Origin of the sequence: Streptomyces violaceoruber (genome assembly GCF_033406955.1) — a bacterium.
Taxonomy (GTDB): Bacteria; Actinomycetota; Actinomycetes; order Streptomycetales; family Streptomycetaceae; genus Streptomyces; species Streptomyces violaceoruber.
Genome location: NZ_CP137734.1, coordinates 8,385,298 through 8,403,318 on the forward strand (window position 1 = coordinate 8,385,298; position 18,021 = coordinate 8,403,318).

Genomic DNA, 18,021 nt, shown 5'->3' on the forward strand with positions numbered 1-18,021 from the left:
GGCGGGGGCTGCCCGGCCGCCGCGCCCAGGTGGTCATCCCGAGGCCGGAGCCAGCACCACGAAGTCCGCCTTCGACGGATCGAGGCACACCGCCAGACGTCCGACGCCCTCCGCGTCGGCAGGCCCCATCTGCACGCTGCCGCCATGCGCCGTGACCGCGGAGACCGCGGCGTCGCAGTCGGTGACGGCGAACACCGGGTGCCAGTACGCCCGGCCGCCCGTCAGGGTGAGATCCCGCTCGTCGAGCTGCATCAGGCCGCCGTGCATCCGGTCCTCGGACAGGCCGGAAGGAGTGATGAGGGAGTACGTGCCTTCGCCGCCCGGCACCGCCATGTCGCCGAACCGCCAGCCCAGGACCCCGCCGTAGAACTCCTTGGCCGCCGCGGCGTCGCTCGTGTACAGCTCCGTCCAGCACAGCGTCCCGGGCTGGTCCACGAGCTCGACGCCCCTGGTCCGGCCCGGCTGCCATACGGCGAACTGACCGCCGGACGGGTCACTGTACTGAGCCATCCGGCCCCAGTCGTCCAGGTCCGTCGGCGCCACCCGCACCGTGCCGCCGGCGCGCTGCACCGCCTGAGTGGTGGCGTCCGCGTCGGTGACGGAGTAGTAGATCATCCAGGCGGAGCGCGCGCCTTCTTCGGTGAGCCTGCCGAGACCGGCGACGATCTTGCCGTCCTTGCGGAACATGCCGCCTTCCGCGTCTTCCCCCATGGCCTCGTACGTCCACCCGAACACGCCGCCGTAGAAGGCCGCCGTCCCGGCGACGTCCGGGGACCCGAGGTCGAGCCAGCAGGGGGAGCCGGGGGCGAAGTCGTTGGTGATCACGGACGTTCCCTTTCGCAGTTCCTGTGTGATCCAGCGTGACACTCCGTGGTGACTCTCGCCCGTCGCGCCGGCACACCGTGTGGTGGCGGGGCCGGGACGGTTACAGCCGGTCCAGGACGGCGGCCAGTGTTTCGACCTCCTGCGTGGAGAGCTTGTCGGTGAAGTGGCGGCGTACCGCGGCGTCCAGGCCGGGGTACACGGCGGTGATGGCCTGATGCCCGGCGTCCGTGAGAGCGACGATCACGCCGTTGGCGCGCCGCCGGGTGACGAGTTCGCGCTTGCTCATGCGGGTGAGCTGGTGGGAGACGCGGGTGCGGTCCCAGCCGAGCGACGCGGCGAGTTCGCTCTGGCGCAAGGCGCCTCCCGCCTTGTTGAGGTCGGCGAGGATGGTCAGGTCCGGCTCGGAGAGGCCCGCCGCCTCCGCGGCGTCGGCTATCACGCGGGTTCGGACCACCTCGTGGGCGCGCTTGAAGGCGGACCACAGACCGATGGGATCCAGTGCTGCCTCGCTCGTGCCCTCCTGCGGATCGGGAGCCCGGCCGCGTGTTGACATGTCAACGCACCCTTCCTAATGTTGAGATGTCAACGCTAGCAGGTCCGTTGGAAAAGGTGACGAATCATGAACACACCCGGGTCAGCGCTTGCCGACCTGGCCCGCTCCGGCAGGCCCATCGGCGTGGGAGTCATAGGACTCGGGGCGCACGGGAGCTGGGCCGAACGCTCTCACCTCCCCGCCCTGCGTGCCGTCGGGGGATTCGAGCTGCGGGCCCTGAGTACGAGTTCGAAGCAATCGGCGGAGCGCTCCGGACACAAGCACGGTGTGCGCCGTGCCTTCGGTACGGCCGCCGAACTGGCGGCCTGCGACGAGGTGGACCTCGTGGTCGTGGCGGTGAAGGTGCCGCACCACCGGGAACTCGTACGGACGGTGCTGAACGCCGGCAAGAGCGTGCTGTGCGAGTGGCCGCTGGGCAACGGGCTCGCCGAGGCGGAGGACATGGCGCGGTTGGCTCGCGCTCACGCCGTACCGACCGTCGTCGGTCTCCAGGCACGGTCCCACCCGGCGTTCGCCTACACCCGGCATCTCGTGGCCGACGGTTACGTGGGGGAGGTGCTGTCCACGACGGTCGTCGGCTCCGGCGGCGCTTGGGGCGCCACCGTCGGCCCCGCCGACCACCATGTACTCGACGCGGCGAACGGCGCGACGCTGCTGACCGTTCCCTTCGGTCACGCCCTCGACGGAGTCGCGTCGGTCCTCGGAGAGCCCGAGGAACTGCGGATCCAGGCGGCGTCCCGGCGTACGTCGGCCGTGGACACCGAGACCGGGCGGCCCGTGCCGATGACCGCCGCAGACCAGGTGGTGGCCTCGGGACGGCTGCCGGGCGGAGCGGTCGCCACATTCCACTACCGCGGAGGAATGTCCCGGGGAACCAATTTCCGCTGGGAGATCAACGGCACCGAGGGCGACCTCGTCCTCACCGCCCCGGTCGGCCACCCGCAGCTCAGCCCGCTCACCCTGGAGGGCGGCCGCGGAACGTCCACCGCCCTCGCACCCCTGATGGTGCCGGAAGCGTACGCCCGTGTCGCGCGACTGGAACCCCGGGCCGACGCGCCGGCCTATGCGGTCGCCCACGCCTACCAACGGTTCCTGGACGACCTGCGGGAGGGCACCGCACACGTACCCGACTTCGCGCACGGCGTCGTCCGCCACCGCAGCATTGAGCAGTACCTGCCCTGAATGCCGGTCCGGGAGACGCACGATCAGTGCACTGTCACTGTCCAGTCCGGCGTCCACGCGTCGTGCGGGGTGCGCGGGGCCGTGGTGCGCAGGTGGTCACGCAGCGCGGTCAGCACGGGGTGCCGGTCTCCGGTGCGGAACAGCAGCAGGTGCGGGTAGAACGGCGTCGGGTCGTGCAACGGGATGCGCCGCAGATCGTGGGTTCGGGGCCACAGATACCGGTCTCCCCGCCCGACGAGGGTGGCCAGTGAGGCCGAGTCGGCCAGCGCGTCCATCAGGGCCTCGTCACCGAAGTTGGGGCCGAGCGCGTCGATGCTCAGGCCGAAGGCCTCGGACAGTGCCTGGTAGAACGCGGCCCACTCCGTGCCCGGCCTGATCCCGGGGATCCAGATGCGGTGGCCGGCCAGGTCCACCGGGCTGATCCGGGGCGCGTCGGCCAGCGGGTGGCCGGGGCCGACGAGCAGTTCCAGGGGTTCGTCCAGGAGTCGTTCGGCGGTGATCCCGGTCGGGACCCGGTCTGCCGGCAAGGCGCGGAAGGACGCGTCGACCACCCCTTCGAGCACCGCCTGTGCGGCCTGTGCGGCGTTCTCCTTGTCCAGCGTGACCGCGTCCAGGTCCGTCTCGGGGCGGGAGCGGTAGAACCGGTAGACGGCCTGGGCGGGGGAGATGCGCCGATTGAGGACATCGACGCGCAACGGGCGGCTTCCGGGGTTGACGGCCCGCTCGGCCTGCTCGACGGCGGTCAGGACCTTCTTGGCGTGCGGCAGGAAGACCTGCCCGTCCAGGCTCAGCCGGGAGCCTCGGGAACTTCGCACCACGAGCGTGACCGCGACATGCCTCTCCAGGGCCGCGATCCGCTTGGAGACCGCCTGCTGGCTGATCCCCAGCTCGTCGGCGGCGGCCTGGAACTGACCGGTCCCGGCGACGACCACGAACGTCCGCAGCGCTTCCACATCCACGCCATCAGCCTACTTCCACAACTGCGGGTTGTGTCCGATGCGGTGAGGGTTGTTTGATCGAAGGTTCCGCGCGGTGATGGGATCGGCGCATGTCCACCCGCACAGAGCAGATCATGTATGTCCATACGCCCGAGTTCGCACGTCATGCGGAGCGGATCGTGGAGGTGACCGATGCGACGTCTCGACTGAACGTGCTTCCGTTCAGCGACAGTGCAGGTCGTTCGGAACTACTTTCCGTTGTGTTCGGAGGCCCGCTGCCGGAATCGGTGACGATCTACCCGCCGTTCTTCACCGAGTACGGGCTGAACACGACGTTCGGGGAGAACGTCTTCGTCAATCAGGGATGCACCTTCATGGACAAGGGAGGCATCCGCATCGGGAACCGAGTCATGATCGCCCCGAAGGCCAGCCTCATCACCGGAGGCCATCCGCTGCCCCTGGCCGAGCGCCGCGCACACCTCTCCTTCGCCCCGATCGTCGTCGAGGACGACGTGTGGATCGGCACGGCCGCCGTGATCACGCAGGGGGTGACCATCGGTGCGGGCGCGGTAGTGGCTGCCGGTGCGGTGGTCACCCGTGATGTCCCTGCGGGCACCGTCGTCGCGGGAGTGCCCGCCCGCGTGATCAAGCAGATCGGCTGACCTCGGCCGGGCCGCCGGACCGGCCGTGGGGGCGGCAGCCGTACGACCGGCTGTCGCCCCTCTGCCACGCTCGCCGGCGTCAGCCCGCGTCGACCGCCATCTCGCCGAGCAGCGACCAGTCGTCCTGGGGCACGTTGGCGTTGACGATCCTGGGGGTCGTCGCGAGGTGGGGCGGCAGCGTCTGCTGGGCCGCCTTGAAGTGCGCCGAGCCCACGTGGGCCGCACCGGCCTCGTCGTCCCGGAAGGCTTCCACGAGGACGTACTCGGTCGGGTCGTCGAGGCTGCGGGACCAGTCGAACCACAGGCATCCCGGTTCGGCCCGCGTCGCGCGGGTGAAGTCCTCCACGACCTGCGGCCATTGGTCGGCATGCTCGGGGAGGACACGGAACTTCGCGGTGATGAAGATCAAGGTCTTGCTTCCTTCGTTGTTCGTGCTCGGGGCTCCGTCACCCGGGGCCGGGTCACGGGACAAGGATCGCGCGGCCCCGGATGCGGCCGCCGTCCAGGTCGTCCAGGGCGTCCTGGAATCGGTCGAGAGAGTACTTGGCGGTGTGCAGGCGCACGCGGCCCCGCGCCGCGAGGACCATCAGCTCGCACAGGTCGTTGTAGGAACCGACGAGGTTGCCGATGAAGTTGATCTCGGCGGAGATGACGTCGATGGTCGGGACGTCGATGTTCTCGCCGTAACCGACCACGTGGTAGTCGCCGGCCCGACGCAGCATGCCGATGCCGTCCCCGGTGGAGCCGCCCTCACCGACGAAGTCGATCACCGCTTCCGCTCCGTGCCCGCCGGTCAGCTCGCGCACCCGGTCCACGTGGCCGCCGTCGGCGAGGACACCGTGGTCGGCCCCGACGGAGACGGCCAGGTCGACCGCGTCGGGATTGCGGTCGACGACGACGATCTCGGCGGCGGTGAGGGCGCCCAGCACCTGGATGCCGATGTGCCCGAGACCGCCCGCGCCGATCACGACGCAGCGGTCGCCCGGCCTCAGTCTCCGGGCCGCCTTGGCCGCCGCGTGGTACGCCGTGAGGCCCGCGTCGGCGAGAGCGGCGACGTCCGCCGGTTCGAGGGAGTCGTCGAGCCGTACGACACTGCGCGCGGAGGTCTTCAGATACTCGGCGTAACCGCCCGCGGTGTCGATGCCCGGGAACCGGTTGTTCTCGCAGTGCACATCGTCACCGGCCCGGCACGCCCGGCACAGCCCGCAGGTGATCAGCGGGTGCACGATGACCTTGTCGCCCTCGGACACGTTGGTGACGGCGCTGCCGACCGCGTGCACCCACCCGGCGTTCTCGTGACCGATCGTGTACGGCAGCTCCACCCCCGACTTCTCGGCCCACTGCCCCTCCAGGATGTGGAGGTCGGTACGGCACACCCCGGCGCCGCCGATCCTGACGATCACGTCGTACGGGCCGGTGACCTCGGGGGCCGGGACCTCGGCCATCTCGAGGTTCTTGCCGTAGCCCACCACCTGGACTGCTTTCACGAGACGTTCTCCTTCGCCGGAGCGGAGAGCCGGAAGAGCTCACCCGCGGGTACGGTTTCCCCGGCCCCTACGGGTTCCCCGCCCGCGGGGAACTCCTCCGGGCGCGCGGACTGGTCGGCCGCGGACTGCGGGTACCGGGTGCGCAGCAGGCCCCGGCAGAAGTGGGCGTTGCCGTCGATGGAGATGCGCACGGAGCGGGCGAACCGCAGCCGCAACGGGACCTCCCCCCGCGGGCAGGGCCGGCCGTCGTCGTCCACGAGCGCCGGGTCGGCAGGGGCGGTGCCGAGCCCGAGGGCGGCGCGGCGGCGCAGCAGTGCCCGGGTGGCAGAGGTGTCCGGCAGGTCGCCGAGGACGACGTCGCCGAGCTGTTCCTCGGCCAGGTCGGGCCGGGCGCGCAGCAGCGCGGTGAGCGCCCGTTCCATCGCGGCGGTGTGCGCCTTGCGCCGGAAGATGCCCCGCAGCTCCTCCAGGTCCTGCTCCGCCTCGTGGCCGAAGGTGCCGCGGTACCCGGCGTCGGCGGCCAGCCCCCGGTTGATGAGATCGGAGTCGTGGTGGTCGTCGAGCAGGACCGTGACCTCCCGGGCACCGGGCAGGGCGCTGAGCGCGTCCTTGGCGTCGGAGGCCATGAGGTAGGCGAAGTTCGGTGAGCAGAACGAGGTCGGCAGCCGCAGGTGCACGGTGACGCGGCCGTCCTCGGCGGTCAGCGAGCGCACGAAGCCGAGGTCGGTGACGGGCTCGTCCAGCTCGGGGTCGTACACCGTGTCGAGCGCGGCGCGCGCCGCCACCTCGAGTTGCGCGGCCCACATGTCAGACCACCGCCGGCTCGGCGAGTCCGAGGCCCGCCGGGACCTCGATGTCGTACATGGCGGCCGCGTTCAGCCCGAGGATCTTCTTCTTCTGGGCGACGGTGAGCTGCGGGTACTCGCCCGTCATGTCGTCGGGGATCCGGAAGTCGACGAACTGCTCGACGATCCACCTGGGCGTCCACAGCGCGTAGTCGCTGGAGAACTGGATGCGGTCCTCGTCCAGCCAGTACAGCAGCTCGCCGATGATCTGCGCGAAGTAGCGGGGCCGGGTGTGCATGAACGGGATCGCGACGGCGAGCCCCGCGTGCACGTTGGGCTCCTGGGTGGCGATCCAGCAGAAGTCCTCGAGGCGGGGCAGACCGCAGTGCTCGACCACGAAGTTCAGGTCGGTGAAGTCGCTGGCTGCCGCGTCGACGTCGGCCACGTCGAAGGCGTCCCGGTCCAGCGGCCGGATGGTGGGGCCCTTGTGGACGTGGATGTTCTTGATGCCCAGCTCCCGGCAGGCGTCCAGGTAGCGGTAGGTCCACGGGTCGCTGAGCTTGTAGCCGCGGGAGTCGCCCTTCCACTCGGCGGTGTAGAGCTTGACGCCCTTCAGGCCGAAGCGGGCGGCGTCCTCGCGCAGTTGCTTCAGGCCCGCCTCCTCGAAGCGCGGGTCGAAGCAGTGGTTGTAGGTGAGCATGCCGGGATGCTTGCGCGTGAGCGCGAAGGCATCCTCGGTCTGCCCGAAGCCGGTGTTGTAGAACGCCCCGAGATGCGCCGGCTGGAAGATCGCGTGGTCCACGTACCCGTCGGTGAACAGGTCCTTCATCAGCCGCTCGCCGCCCTGGTACAGGAAGTCCTCGTACGGCCAGAGCTCCGACGCCGGGCTCAGGTTGCGGTGGTAGTCGTAGAAGCAGTCGATGAACTGCTTGCCGTGGATGTTGCGCTGGTTCTCGCGGCGCGCGTCCCAGAGGGCGACGTGCGCGTCCACGATGAAATAGTTCTCGCCGTCCTTGGAATACATCGGTCACTCCTCGGTTCGCGGTGGACGGTGGGCCGAACGGGCCGGTGTTCGGCGGTGCGGGGCAGAAGGGCCGGACGGCGCGGGTCAGGCGAACTGGATACCGCCGTCGATCATCACCGACTGGCCGGTCATGTAGTCCGAGTCCCGTGAGGCCAGGTAGGAGACGAAGGCCGCTACGTCGGCGGGTTCCTCGACCCGGCCGAGGGCGATCGACTCCGCGTGCTTCTTGATGGCCTGGCCCTTCTCGATGCCCGCCTCCTCGGCCAGCCGCTCGTCGATCAGGTCCCACATGTCGGTGCCGACGATGCCCGGGCAGTACGCGTTGACGGTGATGCCGTGGCGCGCCCACTCCATCGCCGCAGCCTGGGTCAGCCCGCGTACGCCCCACTTCGACGCCGAGTAGGCGCCGAGCAGCGCGAAGGGGCGGTGCGCGACGATCGAGGCGGCGCCGATGATCTTGCCGCCGCCGCCCTGGGCGATCATCTGCCGCGCGGCGGCCTGGTAGGAGAGGAAGACACCGCGCAGGTTCACGGCCATGACCTGCTCGAACTCGTCGAGGTCGGTCTCCAGCAGCGGGGTCACCCGGGCGATACCGGCGTTGGCCACGTAGACGTCGATCCGGCCGAAGCGGTCCGCCGCCGCGGCGACCAGTGCGTCGGTCTGTTCCTTGCTGGTCACGTCGGCGTGCACGGCGAGGGCCCGGCGGCCCGTCTTCTCGATGCCGGCCGCCACCGCGCCCAACTCCTCGGCCATGCCGGGGAGGTCGGCGACGACCACGTCCAGACCGTCCTCGGCCAGCCGTTCGGCGATGCCGCGGCCGATGCCCCGGGCCGCGCCGGTGACGACGGCGGTACGGGGGGTGGCGTTGTCGACGGAAGTCATGGGTCCTCCAGGGTTCGACTGCTCGGCGGGGAGCCTCCGCGCTCTCGTGCGGTGCTGCCCAACAGCGTGCGGGCGGGGAGCGCCGTCGACTTTTTCAATGTGGAACACACCCGGCCCGCCCCTGATCAGGGCACGGCGAACGCGGGGAAAAGCCGTACCCAACCCCCCGTTGACAGGTGCAAACGCGTTCGTAATATGGCGGAAACACGCTCATCGGAGGGGCGCCATGCTCAGTGACAGCACAGCGCGCGACCGAACCATCGCGCGAGCACGCCTGAAGTTCCTTCAGAACGCGGAACTGCCTGCGGCGGTCGTGCCCGAGGGCATCCTCAACTCCTGGCAGCGTTCCAAGTACCTGGGGATCGGCACGGACGAGGTGGTCGTCCCCTACCAGCCGGACTACGACCGGGAGAGTCGCCTGGTACGCGCCGCCACACCGGTCCTGGACCGGCTGGAACAGGCACTGACGGGTTCGGACGCCAGTGTGATCGTGACGGACCGCAACGGCTGGGTGCGCGACCGCCGCGTCGGGGAGAAACGGCTCTCGGCGCACCTGGACCGGGTTCACCTGGCACCCGGCTTCAACTACGCCGAACAGTTCGTCGGCACGAACGGCATCGGGGTCGCGCTGGAGGAACGCCGGCCCAACGTGGTCCTGGGCACCGAGCACTTCAACGAGCGCCTGCAGAGCGTCTCCTGCGCGGCCGCCCCGATCCGCAACACGGTCACCGGGCGGGTCGAGGGAGCCATGAACCTGACCTGCTGGAACGGTCCGGCTCGCCTTCTCATGGCAGCCCTCGTGCAGGAAGCCGTCGACGACATCGAACGCGTGATGTACGAGTTCAGCAGTGCGCACCAGCGCGCTCTGCTGGAGGCGTTCCAGCAGGTCACCCACTACGGTGACCGGCCGGTGCTCTGTCTCGGCCAGGATCTCGTGCTGGCCAACACCGCCGCCTCGGCGAGGCTCACCGGCGACGACCACCGGCTGCTGCACGAGGCCGCCGCCGAGTTCGGGCACGCGCCCCGCACGCGCAGGGAGGTGCGGCTGACCGGCGGGGAGAGCGTCATGATGCGCTGCCGGCAGGTCGACAGCTCGGCGGGCGCGGCCGGATACCTGCTGGAGCTGGCCTTCACGGACCGACCCGCCGACGCCCCGGGCCCCGGTACGGGATCCCGTACCGGAACCCGCCACGGCTCCCGCGCGGAGGGCGGCGCTGCCGGGCCCCGGCCGCTGCCGGGTCTGGCCGGGACGGACCCGGCCTGGAACTCGGTCTCCCGCACGGCCGCGCGCTGCGCACGGGACCGCACGCCGCTCCTGCTCCACGGCGAGACCGGCACCGGCAAGGCCACGCTGGTCCGTGCCGCGCACGCGCTGACGGGGGCGGCCTGGGCGCCCGTCGTCGTGGACGCCGCCGCCCCGGGTCTCCCGCACGCCGGTCACGACCCGGCAGCCGCCCTGCGCGCGGCGCCCGCCGGACCGGGCCGCGCCCTGATCCTGCGCAACGTCGACGACGTCGGCCCCGAGGACGCGGCCGCCGTCGCCGAAGCACTGGACACGGCGGCGGCCCGGGGCACCTGGGTGGTCGGCACCGTGCAGCGCGCACCGGGCGTACCGGAGCCGCTCAGACACTGCTTCCTCGAAGCCGCGGCGGTACCCGCCCTGCGGCATCGCCTCACCGACCTCCCGGCGCTGGTCGACTGCCTGCTGCGGCGCATCGGCGGCGGCGTGGGATGCGCACCGGAGGTGCTGCCGCCGCTGCGCCGGCACGACTGGCCCGGCAACGTCCGCGAACTGAGCCTCGTCCTGAGCAAGGCCGCCGCGGCCCGGCGTACGTACCGGATCGAGGTCGGCGACCTGCCGCCGTCCCTGCACAGCGCGGGCGGCCGGTCCCTGAGCGTCTGGGAGGCGTCCGAGCGCGACACCCTGGTCCAGGCGCTGCTGGAGGCGGACGGCAACAAACTGCTCGCGGCCCAGCGGCTCGGCATCTCCCGTACGACGATCTACCGCAAGATGCGGGCCTACGGCATCACCCTCCCCGCCCGGGGCTGACGCGGGCGCAGGCAGCTCCGTGGCAGCGGTGGTGGCTGCGAGGCCGGTGGCATCCAGATCCTCCGGGAGCGCGTCCGCGATGCCCGCGCCAACGGTTGGCCCGGCGAGGTCGAGTTCGGCCGGCGGCAGAACACCGGCCGAACCGGGCTCGACGATCACTACAGTCCGGTCCCATGACGACGATCACGACGCGTACGGTCGAGTACGCGGCAGACGGTTTGACGATGATCGGGCACCTCGCGCTCCCGCCTGGAGCCGACCGCCGGCCCGCGGTGCTGCTCGGACCGGAGGGCATGGGGCTCAGCGACGTCGAGCGCGGCCGGGCCGATGCTCTCGCCGAGCTGGGATATGCGGCGCTCGCCTTCGACCTGCACGGCGGGCGCTACTTGGGCGACCCCGAGGAGATGCTGGCCCGTTGCCTGCCGCTGCTCGCCGATCCCGACCGGATGCGGGGCATCGGCCATGCGGCGCTGGACGTGTTGCGCACCCAACCGCGGACCGACCCCGGCCGGATCGCCGCCGTCGGCTACGGCACCGGGGGCGCCGTCGGGCTGGAACTCGGGCGTGACGGCGTCGACCTGCGGGCGATCGGGACAGTCAACGCACTGACCACGGGCCGGCCCGGCGAGGCGGAGCGCATCCGCTGCCCCGTGTGGGCCGGCGTAGGGTCGCAAGACCCGATCATGCCGCCCGAGCAACGGAACGCGTTCACCGCCGAGATGCAGGCCGCGGGCGTCGACTGGCGCCTCACGGTCTACGGCGGCGCCCTGCACGCGTTCCACCACCCGCCCGTCGACCACCCCACGGTCCCCGGCGTCGGCTACCACCCACGGCACGCGCAGCGCGCCTGGCGCGACGTCGTCGACCTGCTCGCCGAATGCCTGCCCCTGGCAGAGGACCGGGGGACCAGCTGAGCGCCCTCGACCGTGAACGGCTCGCCGGAATGCCCGGCGACGGCGATGCAGACGTCCCGCACCCGCTGCGGCTCCACCGCGTCGGACACCCGCGGAGCGTCGCCTTCACCGATCACCTCCGGCAGGGCGGGAAGCCGTGCGGTCACCTCGGCCACGTCGCGGCCCCGGCCCCCGTTCGTCCGCCTCTGCCACGAGACCGTGCCGGAGCCGGCCGACGGCGACCGGGCCGGGGCGCACCGACCGAGGTGGGTCGGCCTACCTCGCGTCCACATGCCGGACCAGCCCGTCCGTGATGAGGGCCAGCCCCGCCTCGAACGCCGACTCGTGATCGATTTCCGGCACATCGGCCGGGAGGTCCGCCGTGTCACCGGCGCCGGTCTCCGCCTGCTCCTCCAGGACGCAGCCGACGGTGAAGCGGCCGGCCGCGAGCATCGCCATCTGCGCGTGGCGCTCGGGCACCCCGGACGCGACGAGGAAGTCCATCTTGCGGCGGACCCTGTCGAGGTCGGCGGTGGGTCTGCTGCCGGCGTGGAGGCGTGCACCGTCACGGCGCGCGAGCAGAGTGCGCCTGAAACTGCGCGTGTTCCGCAGGAACCAGCCGTGCCAGTCCTCGCCCGGCTCCGGCAGCGGTTCGGCCGCGTGCGGGGCCATGGCGGCCTGCGCCATGGCCGTCAGCAGATCCCTCTTGGTGCGGAAGTACCAGTACAGCGACGGCTGCTCGACACCCAGGCGCTTCGCCAGCCGCCGGGTGCTGACGCCGTCCAGTCCCACCTCGTCGAGCAGGTCGAGCGCCTCGGTGATCACCGTCTCCCGGTTCATCTTGGTCACGTTGACAACCTATCGCTGATAGATGACTCTGGAAAGGAATCATTCACCGATAGATTCTGGGGTGAGGGCAATGGCGCAGCGGTCAGGGACGACTTCCCTGCGGGTTCTCGTGGCCGGCGGTGGGATCGCCGGACACGCCCTGGCGTACTGGCTGGCCAGAGGGGGGCACCGGGTGACGGTGCGGGAGCGGTACCCGGATCTGCGGGCCACCGGCGCCCAGATCGATCTCCGGGGCCAGGGCATCGAGGCCGTCCGGCGCATGGGGCTGCTCGACACCGTCCGCGGCAGGCTCGTCGACGAGGCGGGTGTCGCCTTCCTCGACGCCCGCGGGAGGCCGAGGGCGACCCTCATGGCCAACACCTCCGGCCGGGGCCGGCAGAGCCTGACGTCCGAGTACGAGATCATGCGCGGCGACCTGGTCCGCATCCTTCACGAGGCGACCGGAAACGACGTGGAGTACGTCTACGGCACGAGCGTGGACGGCTTCGACCAGGACGAGCACGAGGTCGTCGCCCACTGCTCCGACGGATCGTCCGAGACCTACGACCTCCTGGTCGCCGCGGACGGGCAGGGCTCCCGCCTGCGGCGGGCGATCCTGCCGGACGGCACCGACCCGTACTGGCGGGTCGGCATCCACATGGCCTACTGGTTCGTCCCGCGCATCGCCTCCGACAGCAACGTCCGCGACACCTGTATGGTCCCGGGCGGCCGCCAGATCATGCGCCGCAGCCACAACCCGACCGAGACACAGGTGTACTTCGTCCTGCGCGATGACTCCGCGCAGGCATCGGCGATCCACCGCGAACCCGTCGAGAAGCAGCAGGAGTTCTGGGCGAGCAGGTTCCGCGACGCCGGATGGCAGACCGAGCGCTTCGTCGAAGGCATGAGGACGAGCCCGTTCTTCTACTCCCAGGAGATCGTCCAGGTGCGCACCGACACCTGGTCCAGGGGGCGCGTGGTCCTCGCCGGCGACGCCGCGCACTGCGCATCTCCCTACAGCGGCATGGGAACCTCCGGCGGCCTGGTCGGCGCCCACGTCCTGGCCGGCGAGATCAACCGGCGCCCGGACGATCTCCCGACCGCGCTGGCGCACTACGACACCACGCTGCGGCCCTTCACCGACGAGATCCAGGGCGAGGTCAACCCCCGCCTCCTGAAGCTCGCCATGCCCATGACCCAGCGGGCGATCGACGCCTTCCTCACCGTCACCGGCATGGCCACCAGGCTGCGTGTGCCCGGCCTGGCCACCCGCTTCTCGAAGGAGGACCGGGGCGGTGCCTGGCGGCTCCCGCACTACCCGGAACTCCGGACCGCCTGACCGCGCACACCAGGGAGCCACGGCTGCGGCACGTGTTCCTCCGGGATCGTAGGGCCGAGCCGCTGTCCGCCACCGTCAGTCCCGCTTCCCGGCCGTCCTGGAGGACGTCTCGGGGGACGGACGCCGAGGACGCCGCCGGCCGGGCGACGGGCGCGGCCGGCGCGGCCGCCGTCCTCGCCGGAGCCACCGTCGTCATCGCCCCGTCCGGACTGCCGGCGGCGGACGTGCCCCGTCACCGCGCCCGACTCGTCGCGATCGCCCGCCGAACCGGCCTCGCACGCGTCCACCGACCGCCCTCGCCCGGCACGCGGAGGTGACACGGCGCCGAGGGAGCCCGAGGGGGGCACCGGGATCACTGCCGGACGGCGCGCAGTCCGTCCAGGAGCAGCCGCAGCCCGAACTCGAAGTGTGCCGTGAAATCCGTACTGGTGAGCACCGGCAGGGTTGCGGCGAGGTGGGGATAGGTCCCTGCCGCCACCGCCTCGCGCAGGGTCGCCTCGTCGAGGGGCCCACCGCCCCCCGGCGTGAGGGCGGCCTGTTCCTCCAGCGTGTGGCCGACGGTGAAGTTGGCCACGGAGTACAGCGCCCGTGCGGCGTCGCCGTCGCCGAAGCCCGCCTCGCGCAGCACGCCGACGAGGCCGTCGGCGAAGCGCAGGGTGTTCGGACCGGTCGCGTGCGTGCCGGCGAAGACCCGTGCGCCGTCGCGATGGGCGAGCAGAGCCGCGCGCAGTGCGCGGGCGAGGCGCGCCGTTCTCTCGCTCCAGTCGCCGTCCCCCGTCGCCCCGGCGGCGTCGGCGACGCCGTCGACCATGTGCTCGGCCATCGCGGTGAGCAGGTCCTGCTTGGCCGCGAAGTAGCGGTACAGCGCACCGGCCTGGACGTCCATCGCCTGGGCGAGCCGGCGCATGGTCAGTGTGTCGAGGCCGGACTCGTTCAGCAGGTCGAGGGCGGTTTGGACGGTGCGGGCCCGGTCGAGTCGGGCGGGCCGACCTCGGGTCCGGCTTGACGGGAGGCTCATGGACGTCACTATAGTGAACACCATTCACGTGAACACTGTTCATTAATGAGGAGGTCATCTCCGATGAGCACCGATGTGATCGTCGTGGGCGCGGGTCCGACCGGGCTGATGCTCGCCTGCGAGCTGGCACTGGCGGGCGTACGGACCCGGGTCCTGGAGCGCCGCACCGAACCGCAGCGCGATTCGCGGGCACTGAGCCTGCACCCGCGCAGCGTGGAACTGATGGACCAGAGAGGGCTGCTCGACCGGTTCCTCCCGCTCGGCCGGGCCGTGCCGGGCTGGCACTTCGCGGGCCTGCGCACTCAACTGGACTTCAGCGCCCTCGACTCCCGGCACGGCTACACCCTCTTCCTGGCCCAGGCGCGCACCGAGGCGATCCTCGAGCGGCGTGCGCACGAGCTGGGGGTGGAGATCAGCCGGGGCCACGAGGTCCTCGGCGTGCGCCAGGACGGCGACGGCGTCGAGGTGGAGGTACGCGCACCCGGCGGCGGCACCGAGACCGCGCACAGCCTCTACGCGGTCGGGTGCGACGGCGGGCGCAGCATCGTGCGGCAGGCCGCGGGGATCGGCTTCCCCGGCACCGACGAGACCCTGACCGGCGTACTCGGGGACTTCGCGGTCGTCGACCCGCAGCCCGGTGCCCTTGCTGCCGCCCGCGCCGGTGGCGTGATCGTCGCGCCGCTGGAAGGAGGGGTCACTCGGTTCGTCTACCTGGATCCGGAGCGGATACGGGTGCCGGCCCGGGAGCCGGTGTCCCTGGAGGAGTTCCGTACGTCGCTCACCCGGATCACCGGCTCCGACTGCGGCGTCGCCGAGCCCGTCTGGCTGTCGCGCTTCGGCAACGCCACGCGGCTCGCGGAGAGCTACCGTTCGGGGCGCATCCTGCTGGCGGGCGACGCCGCCCACATCCACTTCCCCGCAGCGGGGCAGGGCCTCAACACCGGGCTCCAGGACGCCATGAACCTGGGGTGGAAGCTGGCTGCCGTGGTGGGCGGCTGGGCCCCGCCCGGGCTGTTGGACGGTTACGACGGTGAGCGCCGCCCGGTCGGCCGGTCGGTGACCGAGAACACCGAGGTCCAGACCCTGCTGGCGGAGCTGACGCTGGTCGCGCAGTACCGGCGCCCGGCTGAGGCCCTGCGCAGACTTCTCGACCAGTTGCTGGGCATGGCGGAGGTCAACCGCCGGCTCGCCGACCAGGTCTCCGCGCTCGGCACCGGCTATCCGCCGCCGGACCCGGGCGCCGATCCGCTGGTGGGACGGCGCATGCCCGACGTCGGGCTGACCGCTGCCGGTTCGGAGGCGACGCGAGTGTACGAACTGCTCCACGGGGGCCGCTTCGTCCTGCTCTCCCTGGCCGGGGACCCGGCCCTTCGGGAGTCCGTCGACGCGGGCTGGGGCCCGCGGGTCACGGCCGTCGCCGTCGACAAGTACGACGAGCACCCGGACCTAGACGGCGTGACCGAGGTCCTCGTCCGTCCCGACGGCCACGTTGCCTGGGCCACCCGGACCACCGACGGCGGTGCACGCGACGACCAGCGTGCCCGGGCGCTGACCGCCTGGGCGGGCACGCGCTCCTGAAGGAACTGCCGGCACGGGAACGGACACCGTGCCCGTCCCGAAGGCGAGCCGGCCGGTGCCACCGACGTGCCCGAAGCGACGCCGGGGCACCGACGGGGCGCCGCACATCGTCGCCGGCGGCCACCGGCGCCGCAAGGACGCCCGCAGCGTCGGCCCGGTCACCATCCCCATCCCCGTCCGCGTCGACGACGGACGGGCCGGCACCTTACGAGGCCCCCCCGGGGCCCCGTTCGTGGCGGACCACCCGCAGAGCCCGCGCTCGCGCAGCCAGGCCAGGTGTTCGGCGCGGAGAAGTACGTCTCGTCCCGGCGGAGTTCGACGGGTCGGCGCCGCCGTGGTCCCGTCGGGGCCGGACGGCGGGTGTGCCCGTGTCTTCGGCGGTGCCGTCATGCCGTCACGGGCGCACTGATCCGGCATCGGTGGTCGCTTGGGCGTGACACCGTTCAGAACCTGTGCTCCCGGGGGCGGGCGCAGGCGCTCAGCCCTCGTCCTCCTCCTCGTCGTCGCCTTCGAAGAAGTCGCCGACCTCGTCGACGACTTCCGCGGCCACCATGCCACCGACCACGCCGACCGCGAGTCCGGCCGCTCCGGCCGCGACGGCCGTGCCCACACCCGGGCCTGAGCGATGGTCGTCGTGATGACGACCGCCGTTGCCGTGGGGATCGTGGTGTCCGTGGCCGGCGTACGGCGTGCTGTGCCCATGAGTACCTGGCGCCCCGTACGTCGTGTGGTGCTCGACAAGCTGCCGGACCCAGTCCTCCACCTCGGCGGCCCAGTCGCGGGCGTCGTGGTGGCCGACGGAGAAGCGGGTGACGGCGTCATGGCCGGAGGAGAGGAGCCCGCCGCGCTTGTCCGCCTCCAGGACCACTTCGAGCCCGCCGGGTCCGGCCAGGAAGGTCAGCTCGATCTCGTTGAGCCGGTCGGCGTACTGCGGGGCGGGGACGAGTTCGATCTCCTGGTAGAAGGGCAGCTGCTGGCCCGTACCGCCGATGTGCCCGTACTCCAGGTCGGCAGACCCGAAGCCGAAACCGAGCTGCCCGAAGGCTTCCAGGACGGCCTCCTGGACCGGCAGGGCCGTGACGGTGAGCTGGTCCAGGTCGCCCTTGTCCTTGGCGCCGGCGACGGCCAGCTCGGTGCGCACGCCGAGCACGATGCCCAGCGGCTGTCCGTACAGCTCGGTGATCGGCGTCTCCCAGGGCAGCGTGACCCGGAAGGGCACGCTGCGCGGCTCCTCCGCCCCGAGCCGGAAGCCACCGCCGACGGTGAACCGGTCGAAGACGACGACACCCTCGTCCTCCCCGTCCTCGTGCTCCGCCTCGACCCGGGCCACGAGTTCGAGGGTGATGTGCTCGATGTCGAAGTCGGTCTGCCCGCCCTCGAGGTGAACCTGGCCGGTGAGTGTGCCGCCGGGCAGGACCGGAGCCGGATCGAGAACCGTGTCGACCGTGGGGGCGCCCACGCCGAGCGAGCCCAGAAGTCGCTTGAACACCATCGTGGCGTCCACTCCTTACGCGTACTTGTGTCCCATGAGATAGTGCCGTCCGATCAGAAGGGGGCGCGCGGACGGCAGTGAGCCCACCTGCCGGAGGACCACTTGGCGGCTTCGAGAGCGGCGAGTGCCCGGGCCCGGCGGACGAACCTCGATTCCGCCAGGTCCGCCACCGGCACATGGTCGAGCTCGACCGAAACCAAGTGTCGTCTCCATGAGTGTGCGGCCCGGGTTGCCCCCGGCCCTGTTTCTACAAACGAGTAGAAGCATAGAGTTGACCCGACCGGCAGGGAGCGCGCTCGGGCGTGCCGCGTCCGGAAAGGCCGAAAGACGCTCCTGACCTGGCCAAAGAGGCCCTACCGAGAGGTCGGCCTTCGATGATCCGACAGGACGGAGCAGACAGCGGTCCCGACACCGGGCCGGGGCGTGGCGGCGCCGGGAACGCGGTTTCGGCCACAATCTGTTTCTGTCCGCACATTTATTGAGGG

The 18,021-nt window shown here is 71.5% G+C and carries 17 protein-coding genes; 6 read left to right on the plus strand and 11 right to left on the minus strand.

The annotated features are described in order from the left end of the window. Positions 1 to 33 precede the first annotated feature (33 nt). Positions 34 to 825 (minus strand): VOC family protein, encoded by a 792-nt coding sequence (locus R2E43_RS37785; RefSeq protein ID WP_003978600.1) that lies wholly within the window; start codon positions 823 to 825, stop codon positions 34 to 36. 100 nt (positions 826 to 925) lie between these two features. Then, positions 926 to 1,378 (minus strand): MarR family winged helix-turn-helix transcriptional regulator, encoded by a 453-nt coding sequence (locus R2E43_RS37790; RefSeq protein WP_003978601.1) that lies wholly within the window; start codon positions 1,376 to 1,378, stop codon positions 926 to 928. 66 nt (positions 1,379 to 1,444) lie between these two features. Between R2E43_RS37790 and R2E43_RS37795 the strand changes: the two genes are divergently transcribed. After that, the gene (locus R2E43_RS37795; protein WP_332057054.1) at positions 1,445 to 2,560 is read left to right on the plus strand and encodes a Gfo/Idh/MocA family protein; all 1,116 of its coding nucleotides are present in this window, start codon (positions 1,445 to 1,447) and stop codon (positions 2,558 to 2,560) included. 23 nt (positions 2,561 to 2,583) lie between these two features. On the opposite strand, the gene R2E43_RS37800 is transcribed toward R2E43_RS37795, so the two are convergent. Then, positions 2,584 to 3,519 carry a LysR family transcriptional regulator gene (locus R2E43_RS37800; protein WP_332057055.1) on the minus strand — a complete coding sequence of 312 codons (936 nt, stop codon included), beginning with the start codon at positions 3,517 to 3,519 and terminating at the stop codon, positions 2,584 to 2,586. A gap of 113 nt (positions 3,520 to 3,632) precedes the next feature. Between R2E43_RS37800 and R2E43_RS37805 the strand changes: the two genes are divergently transcribed. Next, positions 3,633 to 4,160 (plus strand): sugar O-acetyltransferase, encoded by a 528-nt coding sequence (locus R2E43_RS37805; protein ID WP_030862229.1) that lies wholly within the window; start codon positions 3,633 to 3,635, stop codon positions 4,158 to 4,160. Between the two features lie 79 nt (positions 4,161 to 4,239). Here R2E43_RS37805 and R2E43_RS37810 read toward each other — a convergent pair whose 3' ends face one another. The 5 genes from R2E43_RS37810 to R2E43_RS37830 all read right to left on the minus strand — a co-directional run bounded on the left by R2E43_RS37810 (position 4,240) and on the right by R2E43_RS37830 (position 8,338). After that, positions 4,240 to 4,569 carry a putative quinol monooxygenase gene (locus R2E43_RS37810; protein WP_003978605.1) on the minus strand — a complete coding sequence of 110 codons (330 nt, stop codon included), beginning with the start codon at positions 4,567 to 4,569 and terminating at the stop codon, positions 4,240 to 4,242. A gap of 52 nt (positions 4,570 to 4,621) precedes the next feature. Further along, positions 4,622 to 5,647: an NAD(P)-dependent alcohol dehydrogenase gene (locus R2E43_RS37815; protein ID WP_003978606.1), complete on the minus strand. Its 1,026-nt coding sequence runs from the start codon at positions 5,645 to 5,647 to the stop codon at positions 4,622 to 4,624. Then, on the minus strand, positions 5,644 to 6,453 hold the full coding sequence (locus R2E43_RS37820; RefSeq protein WP_011026967.1) for an iron-sulfur cluster assembly protein: 810 nt from the start codon (positions 6,451 to 6,453) through the stop codon (positions 5,644 to 5,646). The genes R2E43_RS37815 and R2E43_RS37820 overlap by 4 nt, the downstream gene beginning before the upstream one ends. A 1-nt stretch (position 6,454) precedes the next feature. Then, positions 6,455 to 7,456 (minus strand): amidohydrolase family protein, encoded by a 1,002-nt coding sequence (locus R2E43_RS37825; protein ID WP_189285350.1) that lies wholly within the window; start codon positions 7,454 to 7,456, stop codon positions 6,455 to 6,457. An 84-nt stretch (positions 7,457 to 7,540) separates the two neighbouring features. Next, positions 7,541 to 8,338 (minus strand): acetoin reductase, encoded by a 798-nt coding sequence (locus R2E43_RS37830; RefSeq protein WP_003978609.1) that lies wholly within the window; start codon positions 8,336 to 8,338, stop codon positions 7,541 to 7,543. Positions 8,339 to 8,564: 226 nt separating this feature from the next. Here R2E43_RS37830 and R2E43_RS37835 point away from each other — a divergent pair, with 226 nt between their 5' ends. Together R2E43_RS37835 and R2E43_RS37840 are read left to right on the plus strand one after the other, a co-directional pair. Further along, complete coding sequence (locus R2E43_RS37835; RefSeq protein WP_030862222.1) at positions 8,565 to 10,388, plus strand: sigma-54-dependent Fis family transcriptional regulator; 1,824 nt, start codon at positions 8,565 to 8,567, stop codon at positions 10,386 to 10,388. Between the two features lie 173 nt (positions 10,389 to 10,561). Continuing rightward, positions 10,562 to 11,302 (plus strand): dienelactone hydrolase family protein, encoded by a 741-nt coding sequence (locus R2E43_RS37840; protein ID WP_011026963.1) that lies wholly within the window; start codon positions 10,562 to 10,564, stop codon positions 11,300 to 11,302. A 255-nt stretch (positions 11,303 to 11,557) separates the two neighbouring features. On the opposite strand, the gene R2E43_RS37845 is transcribed toward R2E43_RS37840, so the two are convergent. Beyond that, on the minus strand, positions 11,558 to 12,121 hold the full coding sequence (locus R2E43_RS37845; RefSeq protein WP_030862219.1) for a TetR/AcrR family transcriptional regulator C-terminal domain-containing protein: 564 nt from the start codon (positions 12,119 to 12,121) through the stop codon (positions 11,558 to 11,560). Between the two features lie 79 nt (positions 12,122 to 12,200). Here R2E43_RS37845 and R2E43_RS37850 point away from each other — a divergent pair, with 79 nt between their 5' ends. Then, the gene (locus R2E43_RS37850; protein ID WP_030862217.1) at positions 12,201 to 13,448 is read left to right on the plus strand and encodes an FAD-dependent monooxygenase; all 1,248 of its coding nucleotides are present in this window, start codon (positions 12,201 to 12,203) and stop codon (positions 13,446 to 13,448) included. 352 nt (positions 13,449 to 13,800) lie between these two features. Here R2E43_RS37850 and R2E43_RS37855 read toward each other — a convergent pair whose 3' ends face one another. After that, positions 13,801 to 14,466: a TetR/AcrR family transcriptional regulator gene (locus R2E43_RS37855; RefSeq protein WP_011026959.1), complete on the minus strand. Its 666-nt coding sequence runs from the start codon at positions 14,464 to 14,466 to the stop codon at positions 13,801 to 13,803. Between the two features lie 63 nt (positions 14,467 to 14,529). Between R2E43_RS37855 and R2E43_RS37860 the strand changes: the two genes are divergently transcribed. After that, a complete protein-coding gene (locus R2E43_RS37860; protein ID WP_011026958.1) occupies positions 14,530 to 16,044 on the plus strand; it encodes a monooxygenase in 1,515 nt (504 codons plus the stop codon). 478 nt (positions 16,045 to 16,522) lie between these two features. On the opposite strand, the gene R2E43_RS37865 is transcribed toward R2E43_RS37860, so the two are convergent. Continuing rightward, the gene (locus R2E43_RS37865; RefSeq protein ID WP_016325035.1) at positions 16,523 to 17,536 is read right to left on the minus strand and encodes a sporulation protein; all 1,014 of its coding nucleotides are present in this window, start codon (positions 17,534 to 17,536) and stop codon (positions 16,523 to 16,525) included. Between the last annotated feature and the right edge of the window lie 485 nt (positions 17,537 to 18,021).